This window comes from Xanthomonas sp. WHRI 7064, from assembly GCF_040202355.2.
Lineage (GTDB): Bacteria > Pseudomonadota > Gammaproteobacteria > Xanthomonadales > Xanthomonadaceae > Xanthomonas > Xanthomonas arboricola.
The window spans coordinates 4,461,906-4,486,777 of the sequence record NZ_CP167821.1; the positions used below are offsets into that span (position 1 = coordinate 4,461,906).

20 protein-coding genes and 2 pseudogenes are annotated in these 24,872 nt (G+C 63.2%); 9 read left to right on the forward strand and 13 right to left on the reverse strand.

All coding sequences use genetic code 11. The features are described 5' to 3' along the window. Window positions 1-181: 181 nt before the first annotated feature. The 8 genes from ABQY74_RS19030 to aroE form a co-directional block, all read right to left on the reverse strand. The gene (locus ABQY74_RS19030) at window positions 182-406 is read right to left on the reverse strand and encodes a hypothetical protein (protein WP_016902784.1); all 225 of its coding nucleotides are present in this window, start codon (window positions 404-406) and stop codon (window positions 182-184) included. A gap of 874 nt (window positions 407-1,280) precedes the next feature. Beyond that, window positions 1,281-1,856, reverse strand: a complete 576-nt coding sequence (locus tag ABQY74_RS19035) for an ankyrin repeat domain-containing protein (protein ID WP_349794054.1) — start codon at window positions 1,854-1,856, stop codon at window positions 1,281-1,283. A 57-nt stretch (window positions 1,857-1,913) separates the two neighbouring features. Next, on the reverse strand, window positions 1,914-3,419 hold the full coding sequence (katB, locus tag ABQY74_RS19040) for a catalase KatB (RefSeq protein ID WP_172454273.1): 1,506 nt from the start codon (window positions 3,417-3,419) through the stop codon (window positions 1,914-1,916). 432 nt (window positions 3,420-3,851) lie between these two features. After that, window positions 3,852-4,361 (reverse strand): DUF6624 domain-containing protein, encoded by a 510-nt coding sequence (locus ABQY74_RS19045; RefSeq protein ID WP_372470106.1) that lies wholly within the window; start codon window positions 4,359-4,361, stop codon window positions 3,852-3,854. A gap of 276 nt (window positions 4,362-4,637) precedes the next feature. Beyond that, on the reverse strand, window positions 4,638-6,770 hold the full coding sequence (gene dinG, locus ABQY74_RS19050; protein ID WP_349794051.1) for an ATP-dependent DNA helicase DinG: 2,133 nt from the start codon (window positions 6,768-6,770) through the stop codon (window positions 4,638-4,640). Between the two features lie 255 nt (window positions 6,771-7,025). Then, window positions 7,026-7,262, reverse strand: a complete 237-nt coding sequence (locus ABQY74_RS19055; protein WP_104555869.1) for a hypothetical protein — start codon at window positions 7,260-7,262, stop codon at window positions 7,026-7,028. Beyond that, the gene (locus tag ABQY74_RS19060) at window positions 7,259-7,633 is read right to left on the reverse strand and encodes a hypothetical protein (protein WP_016902791.1); all 375 of its coding nucleotides are present in this window, start codon (window positions 7,631-7,633) and stop codon (window positions 7,259-7,261) included. Before ABQY74_RS19060 ends, ABQY74_RS19055 begins: the two co-directional genes overlap by 4 nt. Further along, the gene (aroE, locus tag ABQY74_RS19065; protein WP_349794049.1) at window positions 7,623-8,474 is read right to left on the reverse strand and encodes a shikimate dehydrogenase; all 852 of its coding nucleotides are present in this window, start codon (window positions 8,472-8,474) and stop codon (window positions 7,623-7,625) included. The genes ABQY74_RS19060 and aroE overlap by 11 nt, the downstream gene beginning before the upstream one ends. 52 nt (window positions 8,475-8,526) lie before the next feature. On the opposite strand from aroE, the gene ABQY74_RS19070 reads away from it, so the two are divergent. Then, window positions 8,527-9,408, forward strand: a complete 882-nt coding sequence (locus tag ABQY74_RS19070; protein WP_349794047.1) for a TolB-like protein — start codon at window positions 8,527-8,529, stop codon at window positions 9,406-9,408. A gap of 882 nt (window positions 9,409-10,290) precedes the next feature. Here ABQY74_RS19070 and ABQY74_RS19075 read toward each other — a convergent pair. The 3 genes from ABQY74_RS19075 to ABQY74_RS19085 form a co-directional block, all read right to left on the reverse strand. Continuing rightward, window positions 10,291-12,810, reverse strand: coding sequence for a sulfite reductase flavoprotein subunit alpha (locus ABQY74_RS19075; protein ID WP_349794045.1), 2,520 nt, complete (start codon window positions 12,808-12,810; stop codon window positions 10,291-10,293). Window positions 12,811-13,189: 379 nt separating this feature from the next. Continuing rightward, window positions 13,190-14,179 (reverse strand): porphobilinogen synthase, encoded by a 990-nt coding sequence (gene hemB, locus ABQY74_RS19080; RefSeq protein WP_024939082.1) that lies wholly within the window; start codon window positions 14,177-14,179, stop codon window positions 13,190-13,192. 258 nt (window positions 14,180-14,437) lie between these two features. After that, entirely contained in the window at window positions 14,438-14,680 is a 243-nt protein-coding gene (locus ABQY74_RS19085) for a hypothetical protein (protein WP_005989387.1), read from the reverse strand. Window positions 14,681-14,880: 200 nt separating this feature from the next. Between ABQY74_RS19085 and ABQY74_RS19090 the strand changes: the two genes are divergently transcribed. From ABQY74_RS19090 to ABQY74_RS19125, 8 genes and pseudogenes are all read left to right on the forward strand, one after another. Beyond that, window positions 14,881-15,321, forward strand: a complete 441-nt coding sequence (locus ABQY74_RS19090; RefSeq protein ID WP_104555866.1) for a hypothetical protein — start codon at window positions 14,881-14,883, stop codon at window positions 15,319-15,321. 364 nt (window positions 15,322-15,685) lie between these two features. Next, on the forward strand, window positions 15,686-16,474 hold the full coding sequence (locus tag ABQY74_RS19095) for a hypothetical protein (RefSeq protein ID WP_172454298.1): 789 nt from the start codon (window positions 15,686-15,688) through the stop codon (window positions 16,472-16,474). Between the two features lie 51 nt (window positions 16,475-16,525). Next, window positions 16,526-17,671, forward strand: a complete 1,146-nt coding sequence (locus ABQY74_RS19100) for a type IV secretion system protein (RefSeq protein WP_349794044.1) — start codon at window positions 16,526-16,528, stop codon at window positions 17,669-17,671. Window positions 17,672-17,908: 237 nt separating this feature from the next. Further along, a complete protein-coding gene (locus tag ABQY74_RS19105; RefSeq protein WP_258080438.1) occupies window positions 17,909-18,304 on the forward strand; it encodes a DUF4189 domain-containing protein in 396 nt (131 codons plus the stop codon). A 93-nt stretch (window positions 18,305-18,397) separates the two neighbouring features. Then, a pseudogene (locus tag ABQY74_RS19110) lies at window positions 18,398-19,003 on the forward strand (type IV secretion system protein); the annotation flags it as partial. 13 nt (window positions 19,004-19,016) lie between these two features. Then, window positions 19,017-19,547, forward strand: a complete 531-nt coding sequence (locus ABQY74_RS19115; protein WP_104555911.1) for a DUF4189 domain-containing protein — start codon at window positions 19,017-19,019, stop codon at window positions 19,545-19,547. A 58-nt stretch (window positions 19,548-19,605) separates the two neighbouring features. After that, window positions 19,606-19,953, forward strand: a complete 348-nt coding sequence (locus ABQY74_RS19120; protein ID WP_372470107.1) for a DUF4189 domain-containing protein — start codon at window positions 19,606-19,608, stop codon at window positions 19,951-19,953. A 93-nt stretch (window positions 19,954-20,046) separates the two neighbouring features. Then, a pseudogene (locus ABQY74_RS19125) lies at window positions 20,047-20,373 on the forward strand (type IV secretion system protein); the annotation flags it as partial. An 82-nt stretch (window positions 20,374-20,455) separates the two neighbouring features. Here the strand turns inward: ABQY74_RS19125 and ABQY74_RS19130 are convergent. Both ABQY74_RS19130 and ABQY74_RS19135 read right to left on the reverse strand, forming a co-directional pair. After that, window positions 20,456-22,246 (reverse strand): DUF885 domain-containing protein, encoded by a 1,791-nt coding sequence (locus ABQY74_RS19130; RefSeq protein ID WP_181109827.1) that lies wholly within the window; start codon window positions 22,244-22,246, stop codon window positions 20,456-20,458. Window positions 22,247-22,587: 341 nt separating this feature from the next. Continuing rightward, entirely contained in the window at window positions 22,588-24,816 is a 2,229-nt protein-coding gene (locus tag ABQY74_RS19135; protein ID WP_349794041.1) for a S9 family peptidase, read from the reverse strand. Window positions 24,817-24,872: the final 56 nt, after the last annotated feature.

Genomic DNA, 24,872 nt, shown 5'->3' on the forward strand with positions numbered 1-24,872 from the left:
GCGGCACTGCTGTTGTTGCCCTCGCTCGCCAGGTGCGCGCGTTATCGGGCGGCATCGCTGCAGGATGCGCAGTGCCTGGGCGTTCGCCCATGTCGAGCGAACGCGGTGCATCGTCAATGACGAGCGGAGCTTGTGTCGTCCAGTGCTGGCGTCGCGCACTGCGCCTGGACAGGATCTGCAGTTACGGGTTGCGGAAGCCCACACGCTCTTCGGCGCTCAGCGGCTTGCCGAGGGCATGGTACGAGGCGACCAGGGTGATCAGGGCGGTGCCCAGCACGGTGTAGAAGCTCCACGACGTGGCCAGCACGTGCACCTGACCGAACACCAGGGCGACCACGGCAGTGGCGGTGCACAGCACCATGGCCAGCAGCGACATCAGGAAAGGGATGGAGGGATCGAGCTTCATGGTCCGGGGGTTCCAGTGTGCGATAGCGGAAGCATCGGCGTTCGCAGCGCTTTCTTGAACTGTTTTTTGCGGTTTTTCCAAACAAATTTCAGGCAAGTCAGCGCGCGCTCAGACTTATGTCAAACCCTTGGCGCACAAAGGTTTCAACGTCAGGAGACTCCTGACGCAGTGGTGGAAAAATCACCACCACAGCCAGAGATCCAACGCGCCTGCGGCAGAAAACCGGCGGGGGCGATGGCTACACTTTTCTGCGGGTCGTGGAGGCAAATTGAGCACGTCGGCGGGCCACTAGCGATCCGGGAGCGACGATTCACTGCGCTCGGTGCAAGATGGCTGACCTCCGAACCTGACGGGGCGATGGCTGCGCTTCTCGGCAGGTGCTGAAGGCAGATTGGGCAAGTCGACGCGCGACCAGCCGATCTAAGAGCGAGGATGCGGTGCGCTCGGTGCGCAACGGCTGACCCCCGAACCACGTCGGTGGTCATAACCGAGCGGGTGTCGCCGGTATGCACCGGTGGCGTCAGTACGCGCGGTGGAGTGCTGCAGGCAAGGCCGCCGAGACCCCGGGTATCGAGGTGCAGGACTCAGGCGATGGCGATCAGCGACTAACCAACGGTCACTGTGACTGAGCTGGCGTCGCAACCACGTACAGCGCGTCGAAGATGGCCGAGCGCGAGACGTGCAACCCGCCCGGATGGGGCCTACAGACGGCTGGCCGGTGGATAACAGTGCAGCACGCTGCAGCAAGCATCACCGATGGCTCTCGCCGGCATCGGTAGCCGGACTGGCGCCGGCATCGGCCGCATGGCGCCGATGCGGGCTTGCTGACGCCTGGCGTCACGCTTGCCAGGCGCGCCACGCATGACAGGCGCGCTCAGCGCGCCGGGGACGTCGCAAACTCGCCGCGTTGCAGCTTGGTCACATCGTTGCCCTGCCCGTCCTTGAGGCTGAGGTCCGCGCCCTTGGCGGCCAGATCCTTGAGCACGTCGGTGCGCTGGAACAGCGCTGCGTACATCGCTGCGGTCTGGCCAGCGTTGTTGCGCTGATCCGGCGCGCAGTCGGCCTGCATCAGCCGCTTGGCGATACCCAGCTCGCCCTTGAAGATCGCGCCCATCAGCGCGGTGTTGCCGCGCTTGTCCTGCGCGCAGGGGTCGGCACCGGCGCTGAGCAGCTGCTCCACTGCCGAGCGCTGGCCGTGATAGGCCGCCAGGATCAGGGCCGTGTAGCCCTTCTCGTCACGGGTATTGAGGTCGTAATGCGAGCGGATGAACTCGGCCAGCATGTCCTGCCGCCCTTCGCGTGCCGCGTCGAAGAAGTATTCGCGCAACTGCAGCTTGATCTGCGCCGGGTCGGCGGCGACAGTGGTGGCGCTGGTGGACATCGGCGCGGGCGAGGCAGCATTGGCAGCCGCAGACAGGGTGCCAAGCATCAGAAACAACAGGGTGCGCATATGGCTCTCCCGATAGCGAAACGGCACCGCGGCACAGGCCGCGATGCCGTGGGTGGATCAGTCCTGCAGGCTGGAGGCCAGCTGCTTGACCCGGGCCAGGTCGCCCTTGGCGACACGCGTCACGCCAGTGCCGTACTCGGGGTCGGCCTTGTACAGGAACGACAGCAGGATGTGCTTGCTCTCGGTGTCGGTGGTAGCCAGCGACTCGCCGAAACTCTGCACCAGATCGGCGCGATCCTTCTTGCTGTAGGACCGATACAACTCACCGGCCTGCTTGAAGTTCTGCTCGCGGGTGATCTTGGCCTGCTGGGTGGTGCCCGACAGCGGCAACGCGCTGTAACGCGCAGCGGTGTCCTGCGGCCGCGGCTCCAGCCGGCTCGGCTCGTAGTTCACGCCGCTGGTGGTGTGGCCGTTATTGCCTTCGCCATCCTGGTTGCCGTTGTTGACGGCCACACGCGGGCGGTTGACCGGCAGGTTCAGGCCATTGGCACCGATGCGATACAGCTGGGTGTCGGCGTAGGAGAAGATGCGACCCTGCAGCAAACGATCTTCCGACGGCTCGATGCCCGGCACCAGGTTGGCCGGCGCCATCGCGACCTGCTCGGTTTCCTGGAAGAAGTTGTCGACGTTCTTGTTCAACACCATCTGGCCGACCTTCTGCTCCGGCACGTCCGGCCAGATCTTGGTGGCATCCAGCGGATCGAAATCGAACTTGGCCAGGTCTTCCGGCTTGAGCACCTGCACGTACAGGTCCCACTTCGGGAAGTCGCCCTTCTTGATCGCACCGACCAGATCGTTGGTCAGGTGGCTGTAGTCCTTGGCCTGGACGGCAGCGACCTGCTTGGGATCGAGGTTCTTGATGCCCTGCAGCGTCTTCCAGTGGAACTTGACGTAATGCACTTCGCCCTGGGCATTGACCAGCTTGTAGGCATGCACGCCGTTGCCATCCATGAAGCGATAGCCGGCCGGGGTGCCTTCGTTGGAGTACAGCAGGGTCAGCGTGCGGGTGCCTTCGGGCACGTGCGAGAAGAAATCGAAACGGCGCGAATCGTCGTCCAGATTGGTGCGCGGGTCGGGCTTGAACGCGTGGACCATGTCGGGGAACTTGATCGCATCGCGGATGAAGAAGGTCGGGAAGTTGTTGCCGACCAGATCCCAGTTGCCTTCGCTGGTGTAGAACTTGGTGGCGAAGCCATGCGGGTCGCGCAAGGTTTCCGGCGAGTGGTTGCCGTGCACCACCGAGGAAAAGCGCACGAAAACCGGGGTCTTTTCGCCGGCGCTGAACACCTTGGCCTTGGTCAGGCTGGACAGATCGGCGGTGGCGGTGAACTCGCCTTTGACGCCGGTGCCGCGTGCATGCACAACGCGCTCGGGGATGCGCTCGCGATCGAAACGCTGCAGCTTCTGGATCAGCTGCACATCCTGCAGCAGGGTCGGGCCATTGGCTCCGGCGGTCTGCGAATTCTGGTTATCACCGACCTTGGCGCCGTTGTCGCGGGTCAGAACGGATTGGGCGAAGACCGGCGGGGCGATCAGCGTCGGGGCTAGCAGGGCTAGCACCATGAGGGATCCAGGGCGCATGGCGTCAGCTCGTTTGAGGGAGCTGAATCATGGCCAGCGGACCGAAGCGTGAGAAGTCGTTAGTTATGATCGCTGCGATAGGCGAACATGATGATGACTACAGAGCGTGATATGCATCGCGTTACAAGGCGGCAGCACGTTGAAGATCATGTCGCTTGTGCCACGCATGCGGTGACCAGGCCTGATTTACAGCGACGCACGCTCTGCGTTGACGACTGCAACATACTGCAGTGCACACGATTGGCAAACTTGCAAACGGTAATGGCATGCAGTGAAGCATGCACAGGTGACCGGGTTCATCGCTCAGTGCGAGCAGGACACCAAGATCCCAGAACGCATGTGATCCACACATACACGCACGACCCGTGCGTTGATCAGCAGCCATCGCATCGCACTTGGCGATCTGCGCAAGGTTCAAAGACCACCAGAACCGCCCTGTTCGTCAGGCAAACCGACGTCTGCCCGTCTGCGTGCCAGCTGCGCAGGATCCTCCAGCTCGAACAGGCTGCCGTCCGCCTTACGCTGGGTACCGTAGCGCTGCGGCTTGCCCGACATGATCAGATTACGATCCACGAACAATGCCATGTCCGCGGTGCTGTAAGACCCGCGCGCCACTGCAACCTCGATGCTCTTCAGGAAGCCATCGCGAAACGTGCGGTCAGTGGAGTGCTGCGCGACCAGGAAACCAGCGTGCGCCCCGTCTTCGCCAACCGACACGACATCGGGGAAGCCGAATTTCTCGATCAATGCAGACAGCGCAGCCTGGTTTTCCCGTTGCGACGCAACCAGACGCATTGCCATGTCTTTCGCTGCGCCTTGGTTGGCCTGTAGCTGTTGCGCCGTGAAGGCACCACGAATCTGCTCGCGGATCTTCTGATCTGCATCGGCCAGTGCCAGCAGCTGTTCGCGGCAAGAGGCGTTCATGCCTGGAAGACCTTGCTGCAGAGTGCGATCGGCTCCTGCAATCGCCCATCCCGCAGTCGTCAGCTGCCATAGCAGTACACCGAGCATCACTGTCTTCATCCGCAATCCTCCCGAATCTGGGAAGGTCACGACATCGCGTCGATAAAGCACGGCAGGGAAAGATACCGCTGCCATCGACATGCCACGCGCATTGACGGGCGCGGTCATGCACCGCAAACGCGTGACACCGGCACTCTGCGAGACGGGCATTTCATCCTCTCGACGGGACTGGCGCCGCTATCCAATCACCCGCTTGAATGGCGGCAACGCGTCGATGATGCGTTTGCCGTAGCGACGTGTCAGCAGGCGCGAGTCGAGGATGATCACGCGGCCGTGGTCGCTGGAACTGCGGATCAAGCGGCCTGCGAACTGTGTGAGCGTGCGCAGCGCGTGCGGGATGGCGATCAGGTTGAAGGCGTTATGGCCTCGACTTTCCAACCATTCGCTCAGGGTCGAGGTCTGCGGGTCGGTCGGCACCGCGAACGGCACCTGGGTGATGACCACCGTGGTGCAGGCATCGCCGGGCAGATCCAGGCCTTCGCCGAAGGAATTCAGGCCAAACAGCACCGAGCCTTCGCCGGCGGCGATACGGCGCAGGTGTTCGGTGATCAGCTGCGACTTGTTGCCCTCGCCCTGCACCAATACGCGGTTGCGCTGCGCCAGCGGCATCAGGTCGGCGACCTTTTCCATCTTCCAGCGCGAGGTGAACAGCACGATGCTGCCCTTGGCGGTCCAGTCGAGTTCGCGCACCAGGTAACGCGCAACTTCCTTCGGGTGGCCTTCGCGATCGTCGGGAGTGACCGGGAAATTGGGCACGATCAATTCGGCCTGATTGGGCAGGTCGAACGGTGAGGCCAGCGAGGCCATCTCGGCGTGATCGGGCAGGCCGTTGTCGATCGCGAACGATTGGAAATCGCCGCCGCCGGTGAGTGTGGCCGAGGTCATCACCACCGAATCCACCTCGTTCCAGATCATCGTGCGCAGCACCTGCGCAGCCGACACCGGCGAGCAATGGCAGATCAGATCGCCGTCGCGCGAGAGGGTGATCCAGCGCGCCATCGGCGGCTGGCCTTCCTTGTCTTCGCGCCGCCAGCCGCTCCACAGATTGTGTTGCTGCTCGGCCATCTCCAGGGCCAGGCCGAGGCTGCGCTGCAGGCGTTCGCGCGCCGAGTCGTCCTGCTTGCCCTTGGCGATCGCGCTGTGCGCGGCATGCACCCAGTTGAACAACGCGCGGGTTTCTTCGCCAAGCTCTTCGATGGCCGGGCCCCATTGCGGCGGCAGCTTGCCGTTGGCCGCACGCCACAAGGGATCGCGCTCGCCGGGCTCGGGCTTCCACACGCGTTCGACCTCGGCGTGGAAAGCCTTGAGCATCTTGGACACGCGCGCGGCCACCTCGATGGCCTCGTTGGGTAGCAGGTTGCCGATCTTGTCCTTGTCCACGGCGCGGTAGGCGGCGGCGATGAGGATCTGCAACCGGCCGGTGCGCTTGGCCATCTCGTCCAATGGCAGGTTGGCCGCGCCCTGGTCGATCGCCACGCCGGCGATGTGATGGCCTTCGTCGAGCACCAGCAGCATGTCGGCGGGCGGGGCGATCAAGGGCTGGCCATTTTCGGCATCACCCAGCGACAGCGACGACAGCAGCAATGCATGGTTGGTGACCACGATCTGCGCTTCGCGCACGTCGGTGCGCGCCTTCAACACCGGGCATTGCGCGGCGTAGCTGCAGCGGCGACCGGCACAGCCGGAGGCCGGCGTGGTGATGCGCAGGCGCAGCGGCACCGAGACCTGCTCGGGCGCATCGTCCAGATCGCCGTTCCAGCTGCGCTCGGCGTAGGCCGTGGCCAGGCGCTTGGCCAGATCCGCGTCAGCCGGGCTGAGCGGGCGGTCGTAGAGCACCTGTTCGTCGTCGAACATGCCTTCCTGGCTGGTTTCGCCCTGCAGCTCGGCGGCGTTGCGCGTGCACAGGTAGCGGGTGCGGCCCTTGGCCAGCGCGACCGTGGCCTCCAGCCCGGTGGCCTTGAGGAAGGCCGGGATGTCGCGCTCCACCAACTGCGACTGCAGCGCCACGGTGCCGGTGCTGATCACCAGCTTCTTCTTGGTGGCCAGGGCGATCGGCACGCCGGCGGTGAGATAGCCCAGGCTCTTGCCGACGCCGGTGGGCGCCTCGGCAATGCCGATGCCGCCGGAGGTGGCCAGCGCGCGCGAGACCAGGCCGATCATCTGGCTCTGCGCCCGCCGTGTGGCAAAGCCGGGCGTATTGGCCTGCAGCTTGGCGTAGGCCTCGCGGATGCCGGCCTTGATCGGGTCGGTCAGAACACGCTGGGTGGGAACCGGCGCAGACGGCGCGGCCGGTGGGGCGACTTCATTCATCGCGCTATTTTCGCACGGACCGGCGCAGCGCCTGCGACCGGCGTGGCACTCGGCTGAACGTGTTTGCTGGCGCGGGGCGGCGCCACCGCCAGCCTGGTCCCGGGTGCGCACGCGGCACGGCCACTGCATGCGTCGGATCCGCTCATCGCCGGCGGGCGCTGGCCGCAAGTTCTGACCCGCAGGGTCGCGCAATGGATGCCGGCCCAATCACCCTGCGCCCCCTGCAACGAGTAGGCAGCGTCGCTCCACGTTGTGTCAGCGGCCTTGTGTCCGCGACGGCCATGCATGGCGCGCCCAGACCAGTCCGATGACCACCATTGCGACGCCCATCAGCAACATGCCGGCGCCCACGCCAGTGGGCCCGAAGCGTTCATACAGCAGGCCGCCGCGATTGACCGCAGCCAGCGCCTGCGGATGTAGCAGCGTCCACCCGCCCTGCCCGGCACTGACCAGCCCGAGCACCACCAGCGCGATGGCTTTGAGCGGAATCATGGGCGCGGGCCGGCGGCGGGCGGCACGCGTTGCAGACTGCCTGCCAGCGTCCACACCAGCACGCCGATGCCCACGCCTTGCATCGCCATCAGCACGAAGTGGGCGATGCTGGTCACCATGCTGATCTGACGCACATTGCCTTGCTGCAGCAACAGCATCGGAATCGCCTGGAAGGCAACCTCGGCAAACAAGCAGCCCAGCAGCAGCCAGAGCGCGGCCAGCCCGGCACGCCGCAACGGGCTTTGCGAGGCACGCCACAGCAGAACCAGCCCGAGCAGCAACGCGATCAGCATCGGCACGCGCGACAGCAGGCTGGTGACCAGGGTCAGCAGGATATCGGTGGCGGTGACGCTGCCCACCTCAGTCGGCACTGACCAGGAGGGCCTCGCGCGCGCGCAGCGCGGCGTAGACCGGGTCGGTGTCCGGGCGCACGCCGTGCCACAGCGCGAAACTCTCGGCGGCCTGTTCCACCAGCATGCCCAGGCCATCAACGGCGTAGCGGCATTGCGCCGCACGTGCCCAGGCCAGGAAGGCGATGGCGGTGGCGCCATAATTGAGATCGACCGCCGCGGTGAGGCTGTTGACCAGGCCCAGCGGCATGGCGAACGCGCCGGCGTCGCGATCACGCCCGGCCGCGGTAGCGTTGACGATCAGTTCGAAGTCGCCCAGATCGCGCAGGTCTTCGATGTAGCGCGAGACCACCCGCCCCGGCTCGCCGAGCGCATCGCACAAGGCATCGGCGCGCTCGGGCGAGCGGTTCACCACCACCATCTCGGTGATGCCCGCTTCCAGCAGCGCCGGCGCCACGCCGCGCGCGGCACCACCGGCGCCGAGCAGCAGCACACGGCGACCGCGCAGATCCAGCCCGTGGCGGTCGGTGAGGTCGCGTACCAGGCCGGCGCCATCGGTGTTGTCGCCCTGCCACTGGCCGTCGTTGCGCACCAGCGTATTGACCGCACCGGCCAGACGCGCGCGATCGCTCAGGCTGACCGACAATGCACAGGCGGCTTCCTTCAGCGGCAGGGTGACGTTTGCGCCCTTGCCGCCTTCGTCGGCGAAGCGCTCCAGCGCGGCAGTGAACGCCTCCGGCGGTGCGTCGATGGCGGTGTAGTCCAGCGCGATGCCGGTCTGCTTCCCGAAGTCGGCATGGATGGCCGGCGACAGCGAATGGGCGACGGGGTGACCAAACACAGCATAACGGGATACGGGCATGAAACGCTCTCTGGTTGACTAGACTGTGCGCGACTTGAGGCAGGAACCCCGCATGCAACTTCGATGGACACTGCTCGCGCTGGCGGCAAGTTTACTCTGCGTCCCGGCCGCGTCGGGGCTTGCCGAATTCGGCATCGAAGGCATGGGCGTGGTCTCCACGCCGGCCAACGAAGCGCGCGCCACGCTGAGTCCAGACGGGCAACGCATTGTCTGGGCCAGCGACCGCGCCGGCGGCACCGGGGGCTGGGATCTGTGGCAGGCCCGGTTGAACGGCGGGCGCTGGCAGAACGCAGAAGTGCTGCCGATCAACACGGCGCAGGACGAGACCTCCCCGCTGTTCAGTGCCGATGGCCGCTGGCTGCTGTTCGCCTCCACCCGGCCCGGCGGTGCCGGCGGCGCCGACCTGTATCGCGCGCCGGTGGATGCGCAGGGCCGGATCGGTGCGGTGCAATCCCTGGGCGCGGCGATCAACAGCCGCGGCGACGAGCGCTCCCCGACACTGTCGCTGGACGGCACCCGCCTGCTGTTCGCCAGCAATGGTCACGGTGGCGCAGGCGGCATGGACATGTTCGTGGCGCGCTGGGATGGGCAGGCCTTCATCGCGCCGGTGCCATTGAGCGATATCAACAGCGCTGCCGACGAGCTGGATGCGGCCTGGCTTGGCGATGGACGGGGGCTGGTATGGGCACGCGGCCAGCAAAATGGTCCCAGCCAGTTATTGCTGGCGACCTGCAGCAACGGCCATTACACCGTGGGCCAGGCAGTGCCGCTGTCGTTCAACGGGCCGCAGGAACGCACCTTCGGTGCGGTGGTGGATGCGGCCAAGCCAGGCGAGTTGCTGGTGACCGGCAGCGCGCGCGCACCGCGTGCGGGGCAGTTGGACATCTATCGGATGAAGGCGCCGGCGGTGGAGGGGGATACGAGCTGCCGTTGAGGATGGGTGGGTGCGCAGACCCAGGCCAGGAGCTGCAGGGAATACGACTTCACGCCGAGCTGTTGTAGAGCGGATGATCTGGGTCCTCGCTGCAGGGTTGCTGATCTGCTGTTTGGCTGCACGAGGTCTGACTGCAGGGCTGCTGATCTGAGACTTGGTCGCAGGGCCCTTGCCCGCCCACCATCGCGGGACACGCCGCAAGTACATCCCTGTAGGCTCTTACGCGGCATCCATGCCGCGTAAGGTCCCGCGACGGTAGGCGGACAAGGGCCAGTCGAGATAGTCGGTGTGCATGGTCAGAAGCGGGAGCGGCGACCGGTGGGTCAGACGCAGCGGTGGTTCCGTGCTCCTTTTGATCTGGCCGACGTGGTCTGATTTCCTGATCTTTCCGCCGAAGGCGGGCAGCAAGTAGATTGGGTTTGCCCCCTATCGCTAATAGTCATCCACACATGCATACAAGCAGCCAGGCCGCTGCGTTAAGTCGTCTCGCTTAAGTCATCTCGCTTTTTGCAGTTCCATCAGCGCACGACCAACTTGGTAGGCGTGATGTCCTTACCGGTTCCGGGACCCTTGGCGGCATGGATGCCGTCAAGGAGCCTCCATGGACGGATTCACGGCGTGTCCTGGAAGTGGTGAGGGCATCGCGCCCTCGACCAACCAGGCTTTTGATTCAAGCATCGGACCGCGCTTAGACGCCGCCTTGGTTGGCAGCTAACAAAACCACCGCACACGCTGCAAGGAGGGCACGGTCGATGCTAGCTAGGACGCAGCATGTACCCGTCGTTCACCGCGATATCTCCAAACCGTTCGCACCCGCTCGGCGACCGCACGCCACGTTTTACTAGCCGCTCCAACCCAGCGATGCAGCGGCCATGACCGCGCTCAATACACATCGCGCCGATAACGTCCCGCTGCGGTCAGCGACTCCAGCCGCGTCTCCCCCAGCAATTCGCGCAGCGTGGCATCGACCTCACGCGCCATGCTGTCCAGGCTACCGCAGACATGGATCACCGCACCGCGATCGATCCAGTGGCGCAAGGTGTCGCCGGTCTCGCGCAAGTGATGCTGCACGTAGCGCTTGTGCGCCTGGTCGCGCGAGAACACCCGGTCCAGCTGCTGCAGGTGGCCACGCGCGTGCCAGGCCTGGAGTTCGTCGGCAAACAGACCATCGTGCGCGGCCTGCCGTTCGCCGAACAGCAACCAATGTCCGTGCACGCCGGCCAGCTCGGCCTCGCGCAGCAGACTGCGCAAACCGGCGATACCGGTGCCGTTGCCGATCAACACCATCGGCGCCTGTTCGATGCGATGGAAGCCGGGATTGGTGCGCAACCGTGCGCGTATCTGCCCACCGACGGGTGCGTGGCAGATCAGCCAGCCCGAGCCCAGGCCGGGGCTGCCGTCGGCGCCTGTGGTCAGGCGCACCACCGCGGTCGCAACGCCATCGGCCGGCACGCTGGCCAGCGAGTAATCGCGGGTTGGCAGCCAGGCGCAGGCGTCCAGCCAGGTCTGCGGATCTGGATGCGGCGTTGGCGGGCGCGTGGGTGGCTCCGGCAGCACGCGCTCGGCAACGGCCTGCTGCAGCGGCAGCAATTGCGCATCGACATGCACCAGCGCGTCGGGCGGCAGTCCCCAGGCGGCCAGGCACGCACGCACGTGCGTGTAGGCGTGCGCCGGCTGCACTTCGAGAATGTCGCCCGCCTGCCACTGCGTGCCGGGCGGTGGCAGCAGATCGATCTGCCAGATCGGTGCTCCCTCGCTGCCCGGGTTGAGATGCGTACGCGCCGACAACGTCCAGTGAAGCAGCGTCGGGCGTGCCAGCGGCACGGCGGCCACCGGCGCACCGGCAATCTGGGCCAATTGCGCATGCCATTGCGCCAGGGCCTGCGGATCGGTGTTGTCCATCTCCACTGCCGGAAACAACGGCTGCGCGCCCTGCGCCTGTAGCCACTGCTCGATGCGTCGCGAAAACCCGCAGAACTGCGCGTACTGGCGGTCGCCCAGGGCCAGCACGGCATAGGTCAGCTGTGGCAGCGTCATGCGCTGACGCAACAGTTCGCGCTCGAAGCTGCGGGCGGTATCGGGCGGCTCGCCATCACCAAAGGTGCTGACCACGAACAAGGCATGCCGGGTGCCCTGCAGATGCTGCGCGGTGAGCTGTGCCAGCGAGCGCACCTGCACCGGCAGACCGGCCGCCTGCAGATGCCCGGCCGCCTGCCAGGCCAGCCGTTCGGCAAACCCGCTCTGGCTGGCGAACCCGATCAACCACGGCTCAGCCTGCGAGGCCGCCGGTGCACCGTGCAGGACATCGCGCGCGGCACGCAGCGCGCGCTTCTTGCGGCGGCGATCCAGGTACAACATCCAGCCGGTCACGAAGAACACCGACATGCCGACACTGGCCAGCATCACCACGATGCGGCCCGGCAGCCCGAAGAAGCTGCCCGAGTGCAGCGGAAACATGCTCACCAGCAACTGCTGCCCGCGCGGCAGCAGTGCATAGTCCTGGCGACGCAGCAACGCACCGCTGCCCGGCTCGATCTCCAGATTGTCGTAGGCGCGATCGTGATCGGGATGGTCGGGCAGGAACCGCACGCTCAGCGGTTGCCCCGCACGCGGCGGGATACGCAGGTCCAGTGCCGTGCTGTGCGTGGCCGGGATGGCATCCAGGGTGCGCTGCACGGCTGCAAAATCCACCGTGGCCGGGCGGTGATCGCGCCCGTCGCCACGCATCGCCGGCTCGGTGCCGAGCAAGGCCACCATGCCGTCGCGGTACCAGGTGTAGGACCAGGTCAGCCCGGTCAGCGCCACCAGCAGGTACACCAGCAGACACCAGGTGCCGAACACCGCGTGCAGGCTCCACAGAAAACTGCGCCCCTGCCGCCGCCATTCCACTGCCCACCAGGTGCGCAGACTCCACCAGCGTCGCGGCCAACGCAGATACAGGCCGGAAGCGCAGAAAAACAGCAGGATCAGGGTGCTCGCCCCGGTCACCGCCTGGCCGCGCTTGCCGGCGGTCAGATGGCGATGCAGGTCTTCGATAAAGGCAAACGCGCCGCTCAGCCGCGGAGCGGCGACTTTGTCGCCGGTATACGGATCGAAATACACCCGGCCGCCGCCCTTGCCGGCCAGGCGTGCGGTGGACGGACGCTTGCCGGTCGTATCGATCAGCATGCGGGTGACTGCTTGCTGCCGGTCCAGATCGAGCTTGCGCAGCAATGCGTCGAGCGGCATTGGTCGTTCGCCTGCCGCATGCCGCTCGGCCAACTGCGCGATGGCCGGATTGGCGAGCCGCACGATCTCGTTTTCGAAGGACATCAGCGCGCCGGTCAGCCCCATCACCGACAGCACCAGCCCGGCGGTAATGCCGAGCAGCCAGTGCAGTTGGAATAGAACGGTCTTGAGCACGCGCGAGCAGCCTGGAACAGTGGGCTCGCCATTGTAGATGAGAATCGTTATCGCAGCTTGGTGGGCGAAACTGCGCCGATAGCGTCATCCGCCGGGCCAGAACAAGCACCGTCGGCAGATGCTTGCTGGCCTATCCGCCTGTGCGCCCGGTGTGCGTATTGCTGCAGTGGCTGGGCGATTGCAGGCACGCTAGCTCGGACCAACGCACCTATTGCTGCGCCTGCCAAGCGGGCCACGCACCAGGCGACGGATTCGCGGCACACGGTCCATACCGCTGGTAAAGATCACAGCAGGACCGAAACGCTTACTTCAATGCATCAGCGATGCACTATGACGAGGGAGACACCAACGTCTCCCACGCGCAATCGCAGCGCTGCACTCAGCCCTCGCGCAACCAACGCGCCACCTGCGGTGCGAAATAGGTCAGCACGCCGTCGGCGCCGGCGCGCTTGAACGCCATCAGTGCTTCCAGCACGCACTTGCGTTCGTCCAGCCAGCCATTGGCGGCAGCGGCCTTGAGCATCGCGTACTCGCCGCTGACCTGATAGGCGAAGGTCGGCACGCGGAATTCCTGCTTCACCCGCCGCACCACGTCCAGATACGGCATGCCCGGCTTGACCATCACCATGTCCGCGCCCTCTTCCAGGTCCAGCGCGATCTCGCGCATCGCCTCGTCGCTGTTGGCCGGGTCCATCTGATAGGTGGTCTTGTCGGCCTTGCCCAGATTGCCGGCGCTGCCGACCGCATCGCGGAACGGGCCGTAGAACGCCGAGGCGTACTTGGCCGAGTAGGCCATGATGCGCACGTTGAGATGGTCCTGCGCATCCAGCGCGCGGCGGATCGCACCGATGCGGCCATCCATCATGTCCGACGGCGAGATGATGTCCACACCGGCTTCGGCATGCGACAGCGACTGCCTGACCAGCGCCTCGACGGTGATCTCGTTGAGCACATAGCCCTTGGCATCGATGATGCCGTCCTGGCCGTGCGTGGTGTACGGGTCCAGCGCCACGTCGGTCATGATGCCGAGTTCGGGAAACCGCGCTTTCAGTGCGCGCACAGCACGCTGCGCCAGGCCGTCCGGATTCCAGGCCTCGGCCGCGTCCAGGCTCTTGCCGGCCGGGTCGATCACCGGGAACAGGTCGATCACCGGAATGCCCAGCTCCAGGGCCGCCTCGGCTTCGCGCAGCAATTCGTCCAGCGACAGGCGCTCGACGCCGGGCATGGATGCGATCGGCGCGCGGCCGGACAACTCATGCACGAACACCGGCCAGATCAGGTCATCGGTGGTCAGCGTGTTTTCGCGCATCAAACGGCGCGAAAACGCATCGTGGCGCATGCGGCGGGGACGGTAATGGGGATGGGCCATCGTGGGCTCCTGTCAGCAGCCGGCAAGTTTACGCCCGCGACCCGCCCCCGAACGCGCTGCGACGCTGTGTCGCAGCGGTGCAACGGGCCGGATCACGCTGTGATCAATGCAAGCGTGATCCGCTTGGACCACGCGGTCAGCTCACCCCACAGGGAACGCGCCCGGCTGGCGGCGGTGCCACGCGTCGATCTTCCCCATCGCCAGCCGGTGCACAGCCCCTCGAGCTCGCGCGACCTGCCTGGAAGGCGACGCCGCGTGCTAGATCACGCCGCCGCCCAGGCTCAGGCGGATCACCCCGACCACGATCACCAGGCCGTTGAGCAGCAGACCGGTCTTGGCACGCCCGCGATTGCCGGCCGAGGTGAACAGCAGCGCGATCGCCGCAATCAGCGCGCCTACCGCCGCAAACGGGATCAGGAACCAGTTGCCCCAGCCCAGCAACGGGATGAAGGCCAGCACCATCCACAGCAGCGCCACAATGCCCCACAGCAGGCTGATCAATCCCACGTGCCACCTCGCCATTCAAAGAAGCCCCGAGCTTAGCGCCACGCCCGCCAAGGCGCTGTGGGCAGGTGGTCACCCTGACCAATGGCGGCTTGGCGGTAGCCTCACGTGGGCATGGCTAGGGTGCGGCAAAGTCCGGAGCGATTCAGTCCGGGCGCCGGATCATCGCTGCCATCGTCGTCAACAGGGCCCACATCATGAACAAGCATGTCGTCATCGCCGCTGCGCTCGCCATGCTCCTGGCCGGTTGCGCCAGCAGTTCCAAGGTGATGCTGGGCCAGGCGCGCGCGCCGATCGACCCGGCCCAGGTGCAGGTGTACGCCAATGCACCAGTCGGCTCGGTGGAGATCGCCCAGCTCGAATCCACCAGCGCTGCCGGTTTCGGCACCCAGGGCCAGACCGATGCAGCCGTGCAACGGCTCAAGCGCGAAGCCGCCAAGCTCGGCGCCAACGGCGTGGTCATCGTCGGCGTGGGCTCGGAACGCTCCGGCGGCGGCCTGTCGGTCGGCGGCGGCAGCTACGGCGGCCGGGTCGGCGGTGGCCTGGGCATCGGCATCCCGACCACCCAGAAACGCGCGGCAGGCATGGCGATCTGGGTGCCGGCGGGGGCTGGGGATACATCCACCAAGGAACCCTGAGAGGCGCTTCAAGACAGCAATGGGCCGGAGCTTCCTTGCGATGACGAACAGTTAGCACGCACGTCTCCCAAGAGTGCTTCCCCCAAAAATCTGAAGGCATTCATTAAACACCCAAGCATTAAAAGTATGGAAATGCGCCATGCTCTGTGGCACCTTACGGCAGACCTGCGTTTAACCGCACACAAGGAAGATGGCCGTGGCAGGCACTCAAACGAACAATTTCAGCGCTGACAGTAGCGCCAGCGCGGGCGCCTATGGCTGTATCGGCAACGTTGCGCCCGCTCCCAGGCAAGCCGCCAACAGGATCCGTTGGAGTTTTCGCCTGTCTTTTTTTCCGTATCGAGCCAATTCAGTGAGACTTGCCATGACTGACCATGTCCGTCGTTCACGCGCGCCACTTTCACGCATTGCAGCAGGCCTGCTCCTTTCCGTGGGGCTTTGCGCTGGTCAAGCAAATGCACAAGTGATTACCCATGACCCGATGACGCTGGAAAGCATGATTGCTGAATACGGAAAGGACTTCGATCGTTGGAAGGAAACGTTGTCGCAATACCAGAAAGAATATTCACACTACCAGCAACAGTTGATCAAGCTGCAGAGCCTGAATCTGACCGGCTCAACGATGCAGGACAACTTTACCGAGCGTGACCTCAACTACGGGATGGAGAACGCCTGCCCCGGGGCCGGAGGCAGTGACATGGTCTCGATAGTAGGCAACGCCATCAAGTCCTCGATGCCGAACATATCACTCGATATGCAGGGTGATTTGGTCACGCAACAACTCAAGGTCTGCCAGTTGCTAGTGATGACCGACAATGCGCGTTACAACGAATCGGTACGCATGCTGAAGCGGTTGGTCCAGCGCAACCAGGACTTCCAGAACAGGGTAGAACGGCAGCGCAAAACAGTTGGCACCAGCCAGGGCGCCCTTGCAGCCAACGATAATGAAGTAGCGCGCTTCATGACGCAGAACTCCATGGATCTTGATTATTGGCAGGCCAGGGTCAAGGCATACGACTCTTACGAAGTAGCACTCAAGAACGATCAGAAGCGGTTGGCCAAGCGCGCACTCAACGGCGATAAGGGCCCAAATAAAATATTGGGCCAGCTAGTTCAGGCTGTTGCATTAAAGACGGCACTGTCGGTCGACTAAACACGTGTCGGGGAATCACGGCGCGCATTATCAGCATTAACGGGAAGAATCATGGACAGCGTTTTCCAGGGGGCGATGAGCTGGTTGCGGCCAATGGCCGATACAGGCATCGGTGATTACGTTTTTTTCAAACTGATCAACGATTACCTGAATCACGAGATCGACCATTTCGGCATGCAACTGCTGAAGAATGCGATGGATTGGGTCAATATCGCAGCCATGGTCTTGGCCACACTCTGGGTGATGGTCGTGGGTTACCGCCTGGCCACCGGGCAGTCGCGCGAGTCGGCCATGGCTGTGATGGGCAAGGCGACCAAGATCGTCTTCATCGTGATGATCGCCACCAGTCTGGGTGCCAACGGCGCCCCGCTGCACAAGACGCTCACCCAAAACCTAGACAAGGAGCTGCATGAGCTCTTCACCGATGAAGAGGGCACCACGTCGGCCGATGCGATCGACGAGAATCTGGCGCTGACCCAGCTCGCGTTGGCGGCGGTGGATGTGGTGCGCATCGACCCGGATGACCCGGAGTCGCTTGAGCAAAAGCGCAGCGCCATGCTGATGGCAGGCGTTGGCGCGTCCAGCCCGGCTATGGCGGCCGGTGCAATGTTGCTGCTGTTCAAGTTCACCATGGCTTTCTTGATCGGCGTGGGGCCGATCTTCGTCCTGGCGCTCATGTTCGATTCCACCAAGGACCTGTTCAAGAAATGGCTGTTCTACGTCATCGGCACGCTGTTCTCGATGTCCATGCTCTCGGTGGTCTCTGCCATCGTGCTCAAGCTCTCCTACAAGGTGGCCGCCGCGCTGTGGGCCGCAAAGGGCATCAACAGCTTGATGGGCAATGACGTGGAAGGTCTGAGCTCGCAAGCCATGCAACAAGGCGGCATCGGCCTCTTGCTGACCACTGTCATCATCACCATGCCCACTGTAGCCGCTGCGCTGTGGCAGGGCAGCATGGGTAGCTTCATGGCGTTCTCGGCGTTTGATCGAGCAGGGTCAAGCCCAGGTCCGCAAGGACAGGCGCCGGGATCTTATATGCCGCGTCAGATTGCTAGCGATAGTGGCTCTAATAGTGGGCAGAGAGATTCAGGAACAAGTACTCAGGCTGTGACAAGGCCTATCGGAGGAACTTCAGAATCTTTACCAGCACCAGGCTCTAGAGGCAATGCTGGAAGGGCGGACAACTTAAATATCTAGACTTAATTTGTCTATTCAACTGCTACCCATATCGCACAACAAAACGAACCCGCGCAGCTTCAGAATATATAACGCGAAAGATTTTTGTTAAATCAATTACCTCCGGCCTTCAACATGAAATTACGTGCCCCCGCATTCATTTTTTTATTATTTCTCAGTCATTCTGCAATGGCTGAGCAAGGCTGTCCGCCAGGTCAATATCCTATAGGCGGGCAAGGAGCCATAGCGTGCGCTCCAATGCCCCAAGGTCAAACACAACAAGCACAGCCTAGCCCAGTCGGAAAATGGGTAAAGACTTGGGGTGCTGTAGTTCTAGACGAATCTGAAGTAGGTGCACTCGGCGTATCGACTGGGAAACTATCGAAAAATGATGCACAGCAGGCCGCACTTCTCAATTGCGCCAAGGTAGGTGGCACTGCTTGCAGAGAATGGACGACATATCGAAACCAATGCATAGCTGTTGCAGAACCCTATAGTGATGGAAGATCAGTACCAGGAAGCTTACAATTTGTAACAGGTCCATCTTCAGAAAAGAACAACAGCGAGGCATCCAGAAAATGTTCGTCTACAAATAAAATTAGCTGCCGGGTCATTTATTCAGCATGCTCCGAGCCAATTTTTGAGAATTTCTAACGCGGAACATTAAATTGGCACATGTTCAGCTGAAACCTGGACAAGGAGCTGTATACGCTTTTCACCGGCGACGCGGATATCAACCCGGCCATGATGGCGGCCGGTGCGATGTTGCTGCTGTTCAAGTTCACCATGGCCTTCTTGATCGGTGTGGGGCCGATCTTCGTCCTGGCGCTCATGTTCGATTCCACCAAGGACCTGTTCAAGAAATGGCTGTTCTACGTCATCGGCACGCTGTTCTCGATGTCCATGCTCTCGGTGGTCTCTGCCATCGTGCTCAAGCTTTCCTACAAGGTGGCAGCAGCACTGTGGGCCGCAAAAGCCATCAATAACGGCCTGATGGGCAACGACGTGGAAGGCCTGAGCTCACAAGCCATGCAGCAAGGCGGCATCGGTCTATTGCTGACCACTGTCATCATCACCATGCCTACTGTCGCGGCTGAACTATGGCAGGGCAGCATGGGGAGCTTCATGGCGTTCTCGGCGTTTGATCGTGCGGGCTCAAGCCTAGGGCCGCAGGGACAGCCGCCTGGGTCTTATATGCCAACCAGAATTGAAAATAATGCAAGTCCCAGCACATACCCCTCTATCCAAGCGCAAAATAACTCCCGAGGGTTAAATGCAGTCCAGGACTCTGTACCGCCAGAGAGTAGTGGCTCCAGAGGTTTAGCCAATCAGAATCCGAGTCGCTTTACCTAACGCAGGGTTAGAGATGAGATTACTCTTAGTTTTTTTCATATATCTCTTGTTTGCGCCCCCTTCTTTGGCTGAAGGTGGCTGCCCGCCAGGGCAATATCCTATAGGTGGACAGGGGGCAGTTGCGTGCGCTCCCCTGCCCCAGAACAACGTCCAGCAAGAATCTAGGCCTAGCGGAAAATGGCTAAAGACCTGGGGCGCCGTTGCAGTTGGCTTTATTGATTCTGCTACGAGTTACGGCGTAACGACGGGAAAACTCTCAAAATTTGAGGCAGAAGAAGATGCACTGAGGCGTTGCTCTTCCCACGGAGAAACTAACTGCCGAATTGGACTGAGCTACGAAAACCAATGTGCTGTTATCGTTGAACCCCATATAAACGGAAGGCCCTACTCGACAGGCTTGCTTAGAATCCTGGGGAGAAAAACGATTGCACAAGCGAGTAGTGAAGCCGTAAAAATATGCCAGAAAGACAATAGACAGAACCCTCAGGCTGAGTGCAAAATCGTTTATGCCGCTTGTTCGGAGCCGATTTTTGAGAAATTTTGACTTCTATCCGTGAAATTCGTATTTCCACTTGATTTTCTCCATCGTATTTCTCTCCACGATGCAAGTGGTGAAGGCAGCTGTCGTCCTAGACGAATCTGAAGTAGGTGCACTCGGCGTATCGACTGGGAAACTATCGAAAAATGATGCACAGCAGGCCGCACTTCTCAATTGCGCCAAGGTAGGTGGCACTGCTTGCAGAGAATGGACGACATATCGAAACCAATGCATAGCTGTTGCAGAACCCTATAGTGATGGAAGATCAGTACCAGGAAGCTTACAATTTGTAACAGGTCCATCTTCAGAAAAGAACAACAGCGAGGCATCCAGAAAATGTTCGTCTACAAATAAAATTAGCTGCCGGGTCATTTATTCAGCATGCTCCGAGCCAATTTTTGAGAATTTCTAACGCGGAACATTAAATTGGCACATGTTCAGCTGAAACCTGGACAAGAAGCTGTATACGCTTTTCACCGGCGACGCGGATATCAACCCGGCCATGATGGCGGCCGGTGCAATGCTGCTGCTGTTCAAGTTCACCATGGCCTTCTTGATCGGCGTGGGGCCGATCTTCGTCCTGGCGCTCATGTTCGATTCCACCAAGGACCTGTTCAAGAAATGGCTGTTCTACGTCATCGGCACGCTGTTCTCGATGTCCATGCTCTCGGTGGTCTCTGCCATCGTGCTCAAGCTCTCCTACAAGGTGGCCGCCGCGCTGTGGGCCGCAAAAGGCATCAACAGCTTGATGGGCAATGACGTGGAAGGCCTGAGCTCACAAGCCATGCAGCAAGGCGGTATCGGCTTGCTGCTGCCGACTGTCATCATCACTACCCTCATTCCGGGGCTGCGACATGCTTCCGTTTGGTTGAATGCCGCAGCCACCATGGCGAACGTTACCCGTAGGCCATGAGTTAGCGCTTACCCTGCTGCGCCGGAATGAACTGCGTCTCCACCGCCTTGGCGAGTTGGTCCGGCGGCAGCAGGCCCTGATCGAGCAGGAAGTTGTTGAAGGCCAGGCGGTCGAACTTCTTGCCCAGGACCAGCTCGGTGCGCATGCGCAATTCGAGGATGCGGGTGTAGCCGTAAAAGTAGCTGCCGGCCTGGCCGGGAGCGCGGACGGTGTAGCGGTCCAGTTCCTGGCGGGTCATCGCTGGCGAGAGGCCGACGTCGTCCTCGAGCACCTGGCGTGCGCGTTCGCGGTCGATCAGGCCGAGGTTGAGCATCGGGTCGAGCATGGCGCGGGCGGCGCGCAACAGGCGGAACTGCAGGGCGATCAGCTGGCCGTCAAGCGGTTCGTACGGCACCATTTCGGCTTCGGCGTACAGCGCCCAGCCTTCGACGTTGACCGAGTTGAACGCGAACAGGCTGCGCGCCAGCGACACGCCGCGTTCGACCATGGCGGTGAACTGCAGCTCGTGGCCGGGGCGGCCTTCGTGCGCGCTGAGCGTCCAGGCGGCCGAACCGAAGTTGAAGTCGTCGTACTGTTCCTTCTTGGCACCATCGGCGGTCGGGTTGCCCAGCGGCAGCACGAACTGACCCTGCTGGCCGGTATTGCCGATCAGCGGTGCCGGCAGGAAGTGCGGTGCCGGTTGCGCGGCACTTTCGGCGGCACTGCCCAGGCGCATCTGCATCGGACGATTGGGCACATCGACGATGCGCTGCTGACGGATGATCGGGTCGATCTGGTCGATCACGCCGCGGTAATGGGTTTCCAGCTGGTCGTCGGCGATCTTGTTGCCCTTGAGCGCACGGATCACCTGCACGTAATCGCTGCCCTGCACGCCCTTGGCCTTGGCCACCAGCGGCGCCAGCTGACGCATCGCCGAGCGGGTTTCCATGAATTCCAGCTGCGCGCGCTGGATCAACTGCTGCGGGGCGATATCGATGCCGACCTGCTTGAGCTGGAAGGCATACAGCGGTTCGGGCAGGCGGGTGTCCTTGCGCGCCTTCGGCAATACCGTGGTGCGGGTCCAGGTGGCGTAATCCTTCAACTGGGTGGACATCGCCTTGAGCGCTTCGTCGGCGCCGGCGATCTTGTACTTGGCGAACAACTCGCCGATGCCGGCGACGTAGGTGTCCACGTTCGCCAGTGCCTGCTCCACTTCGCGCTGGGTGGGCTGCAGCAAGGTGGTGTTGCCGAGCTGTTCTTCGTAGCGCTGGCGGGCCAGCGTGGTGGTCGGTGTGCTGCCCGGCACCAGGCCGACGTAACGCTTGAGGCGATCCAGCGCCTTGGCGCGGCGCTCGGGCACGGTCTGGTCGGACAACAATCCATTGAGGCCGCTGAAAACCAGCTGCGGGGCATCGTTCCATGGCAACAGATAGCGCTCGTTGAGTTCGCTGCCTTCGATGTTCTGCTCGGCCGCAGCGATCATGATCTGCAGGTCCTGACGCACATTGACGTCGCGCTCGGTGGCCAGCTTGGCCTGCAATGCGGCGCGCGCCTTGTTCATCGCATCGCGGTAGCGCGCGGCGTTGTTTGGCCCCAGGTCGATGACCTGGTCGTCGTAGCCGGGCACGCCGAAGAAGCTGGCGTATTCGGGCTGGAACGGCGCCTGCGCGTTCAGCAGGATCTGTGCGTAGCCGTTGCTGGTCTGCACCCAGGCCGGCGTGGCAGGTTGGGCCTGCGCGACTTTGCCGGTCTGTGCCTGCAATGGCAGCGAAGCACCGAGCGCCAGCGCAATGGCGAGAACAAGTGGTTTCATGAGGCGGATCCGCAAGTTGAGTAGCGCGACCCTACCCATCCGCAGCGGCTGCGGCAATGCGTCTTAGGTCATGGTCGGCAGGAGTGCGGCGGCGCTTGCGGGTCGGCTACCAGGTTGATTGGATCGGCGGTCTGCTGGCGAATGTCAGCATTTGCTAGCGCCATCACCCGTGCCTGCGGCTGGCGTCCACCTGGCGCCGGCTTCCCTCGCCGCGCGGCCCGTGCAGGTCCACGCTACAACGCGCATCTCCTGCCCGACCGCTCTGGTGAATGTCGCCGATGCCAGGCATCGGCGACCGTTTACCGCTGCAGTCCGTCTCCCCGGCACCGATCGCCGGCCGCTCAGGGCATCAGGCAGCGCTGGATGAATGCCTCCGCGGTCTTGTAGCGATGCAAGGCAGTGCTGCCGGACAAGCCGTGCTTGGCGCCGGGATAGGTCATCAATTCGAAGGCAGTGCCGCGCGCCTGCAACGCGCTCATCAGCGCGGTGGAGTTGGTGAACAGCACATTGTCGTCGGCCATGCCGTGGATCAGCAGCAGCTTGGCGCGCAGGCCGTCCAGATGGGTGGCGATGCGTGCGTCGCGGTAGCCGTCGGCGTTGCCTGCCGGCAGGTCCATGTAACGCTCGGTGTAGTGGGTGTCGTACAACCCCCAGTCGGTGACCGGTGCGCCGGCAACGCCGCAGGCGTAGGCCTCGCTGTGTTTGGCCAGCAGCATCAGCGTCATGTAGCCGCCGTTGGACCAACCTTGCACGCCGATGCGGGTGGGATCGACCCAGCGCTGCGCCTTGAGCCAGGCCACGCCTTGCAGTTGGTCGTCCACCTCGACAGTGCCCTGCCTGCCGTACAGCGCGCCACCGAAGGCACGGCCGCGTCGCGGGGTGCCGCGGTTATCCAGCGAAAACACCACGTAACCACGCTGCGCAAGATATTGATCGAACAGCGCATCGCCACGGCTTGGCCAGGCATCGAGCACGGTCTGCGCGGCGGGGCCGCCATACACGTACACCATCACCGGATAGCGCTTGGCCGGGTCGAAGTTGTCCGGTTTGATCAGGCGATACTGCAGCGGCGTGGTGCCGTCGGCAGCAGTGAGCGTGCCGAATTCCACCGGGCGCTGCGCGTCACGGTATCTGGCATACGGGTGCTGCGGATCGGCCAGATCGTTCTTCAGCAACGTGGCGATTTTTTCGCCATTGGCGCGAAACAGCTCGATCTGCGGCGGCGTGGTGGTGTTGGACCAGCTGTCGACATACACGCTGGCGTTGTCGGCGAAGCTGGCGGCGTGCGTGCCGTGGGTTGTCGAACGTTGTTCGATCGCACCGCCGGCCAGCGGCACGGCATAGAGATGGGCCTGGGTCGGCGATTCCTTGCTGGCGGAAAAATACACCGTGCCGGCTTGCTCATCGACGGCGAGCAGTGCATCGACCACCCAGGCGCCGGAGGTCAGCGGCGTGAGCGTGCGGCCGTCTTCCGATGCCACGTACAGATGCTCGTAGCCGCTGCGCTCGGAGTTCCAGATGAAGCGGCCGTCCTTGAGAAAACGCAGATCGTTGTGGAGCGGCACCCAGGTCGGCGAGGTCTCGGTGATCAGCACGCGTTGCTTGCCGCTGGCCAGCGTGGTTTCGATCAACTCGAGGGTTTTCTGGTCGCGCGACTGGCGTTGGAAGGTCAGCCGCTGCGCATCGCGCCAATCCACCCGTGCCAGATAGATATCGGGGTTATTGCCCAGCTCGATCCAGCGCGGCGCAGCGTTGGCGCGCGGTGCGATCACACCCAGTTGCACGGCCACATTGGGCTGGCCAGCCTGCGGATAGCGCTGGCTGATGACTTCGGTGTGGTCCGCATAGACTTCGGGGCGCTTTTGCACCGGCGCGCCGGATTCGTCGATACGCGCGAAGGCGATCGCCGAGTCGTCCGGCGCCCACCAATAGCCGGTGTGGCGATCCATTTCCTCGTCGGCGACGAACTCGGCCACGCCGTCGCCGATGGTCTCGCTGCCGTCGCTGGTGAGCTGCAACTGCTTGCCGCTGGCCAGATCGATCACCCACAGGTTGCGCTCGCGCACGAAGCTGACAAAGCCGCCCTTGGGCGAGAGCTTGGCGTCGGTGGCGAAGCCTTCGCCATGGGTGAGCTTGCGCACTGCCGCCGTGCCGGTCTTGCGCAGGTCGTACAGATACAGTTCGCCACCGAGCGGGAACAACAGTGCATGTGCATCCGGCGCCCATTGGTAATCGACGATGCCGGCGAAGGCGGCGATGCGTTGGCGCTCGCGGCGGGCCTTTTCGACATCGCTGAGCGTTTCGGTGCCGGGCAGGACGATTTTGGAATCGACCAGCAGGCGGGTCTGCCCGCTGGCGATGTCGTACTCCCACAAATCCAGTTGATTGCGGTCGCTGTCCTTGCCGCGCAGGAAGCTCACGCGCGAGCCGTCGGGGGCGATCTTGGGTTTCATCAGCGTCGGGCCGGACAACGGCAACGGGCCGGTGATGGCATCGAGGGTGAGCTTTTCGGCGTGGGCGGTGGTGAGCGTGCTGAGCATGAGGGCAAGGGCGGCGAACAGGGCGCGCATCGAAGATCCTGTCTTGAGATAGCACACAGGATGCGGGCGCATGGGGTGTTTGAGAA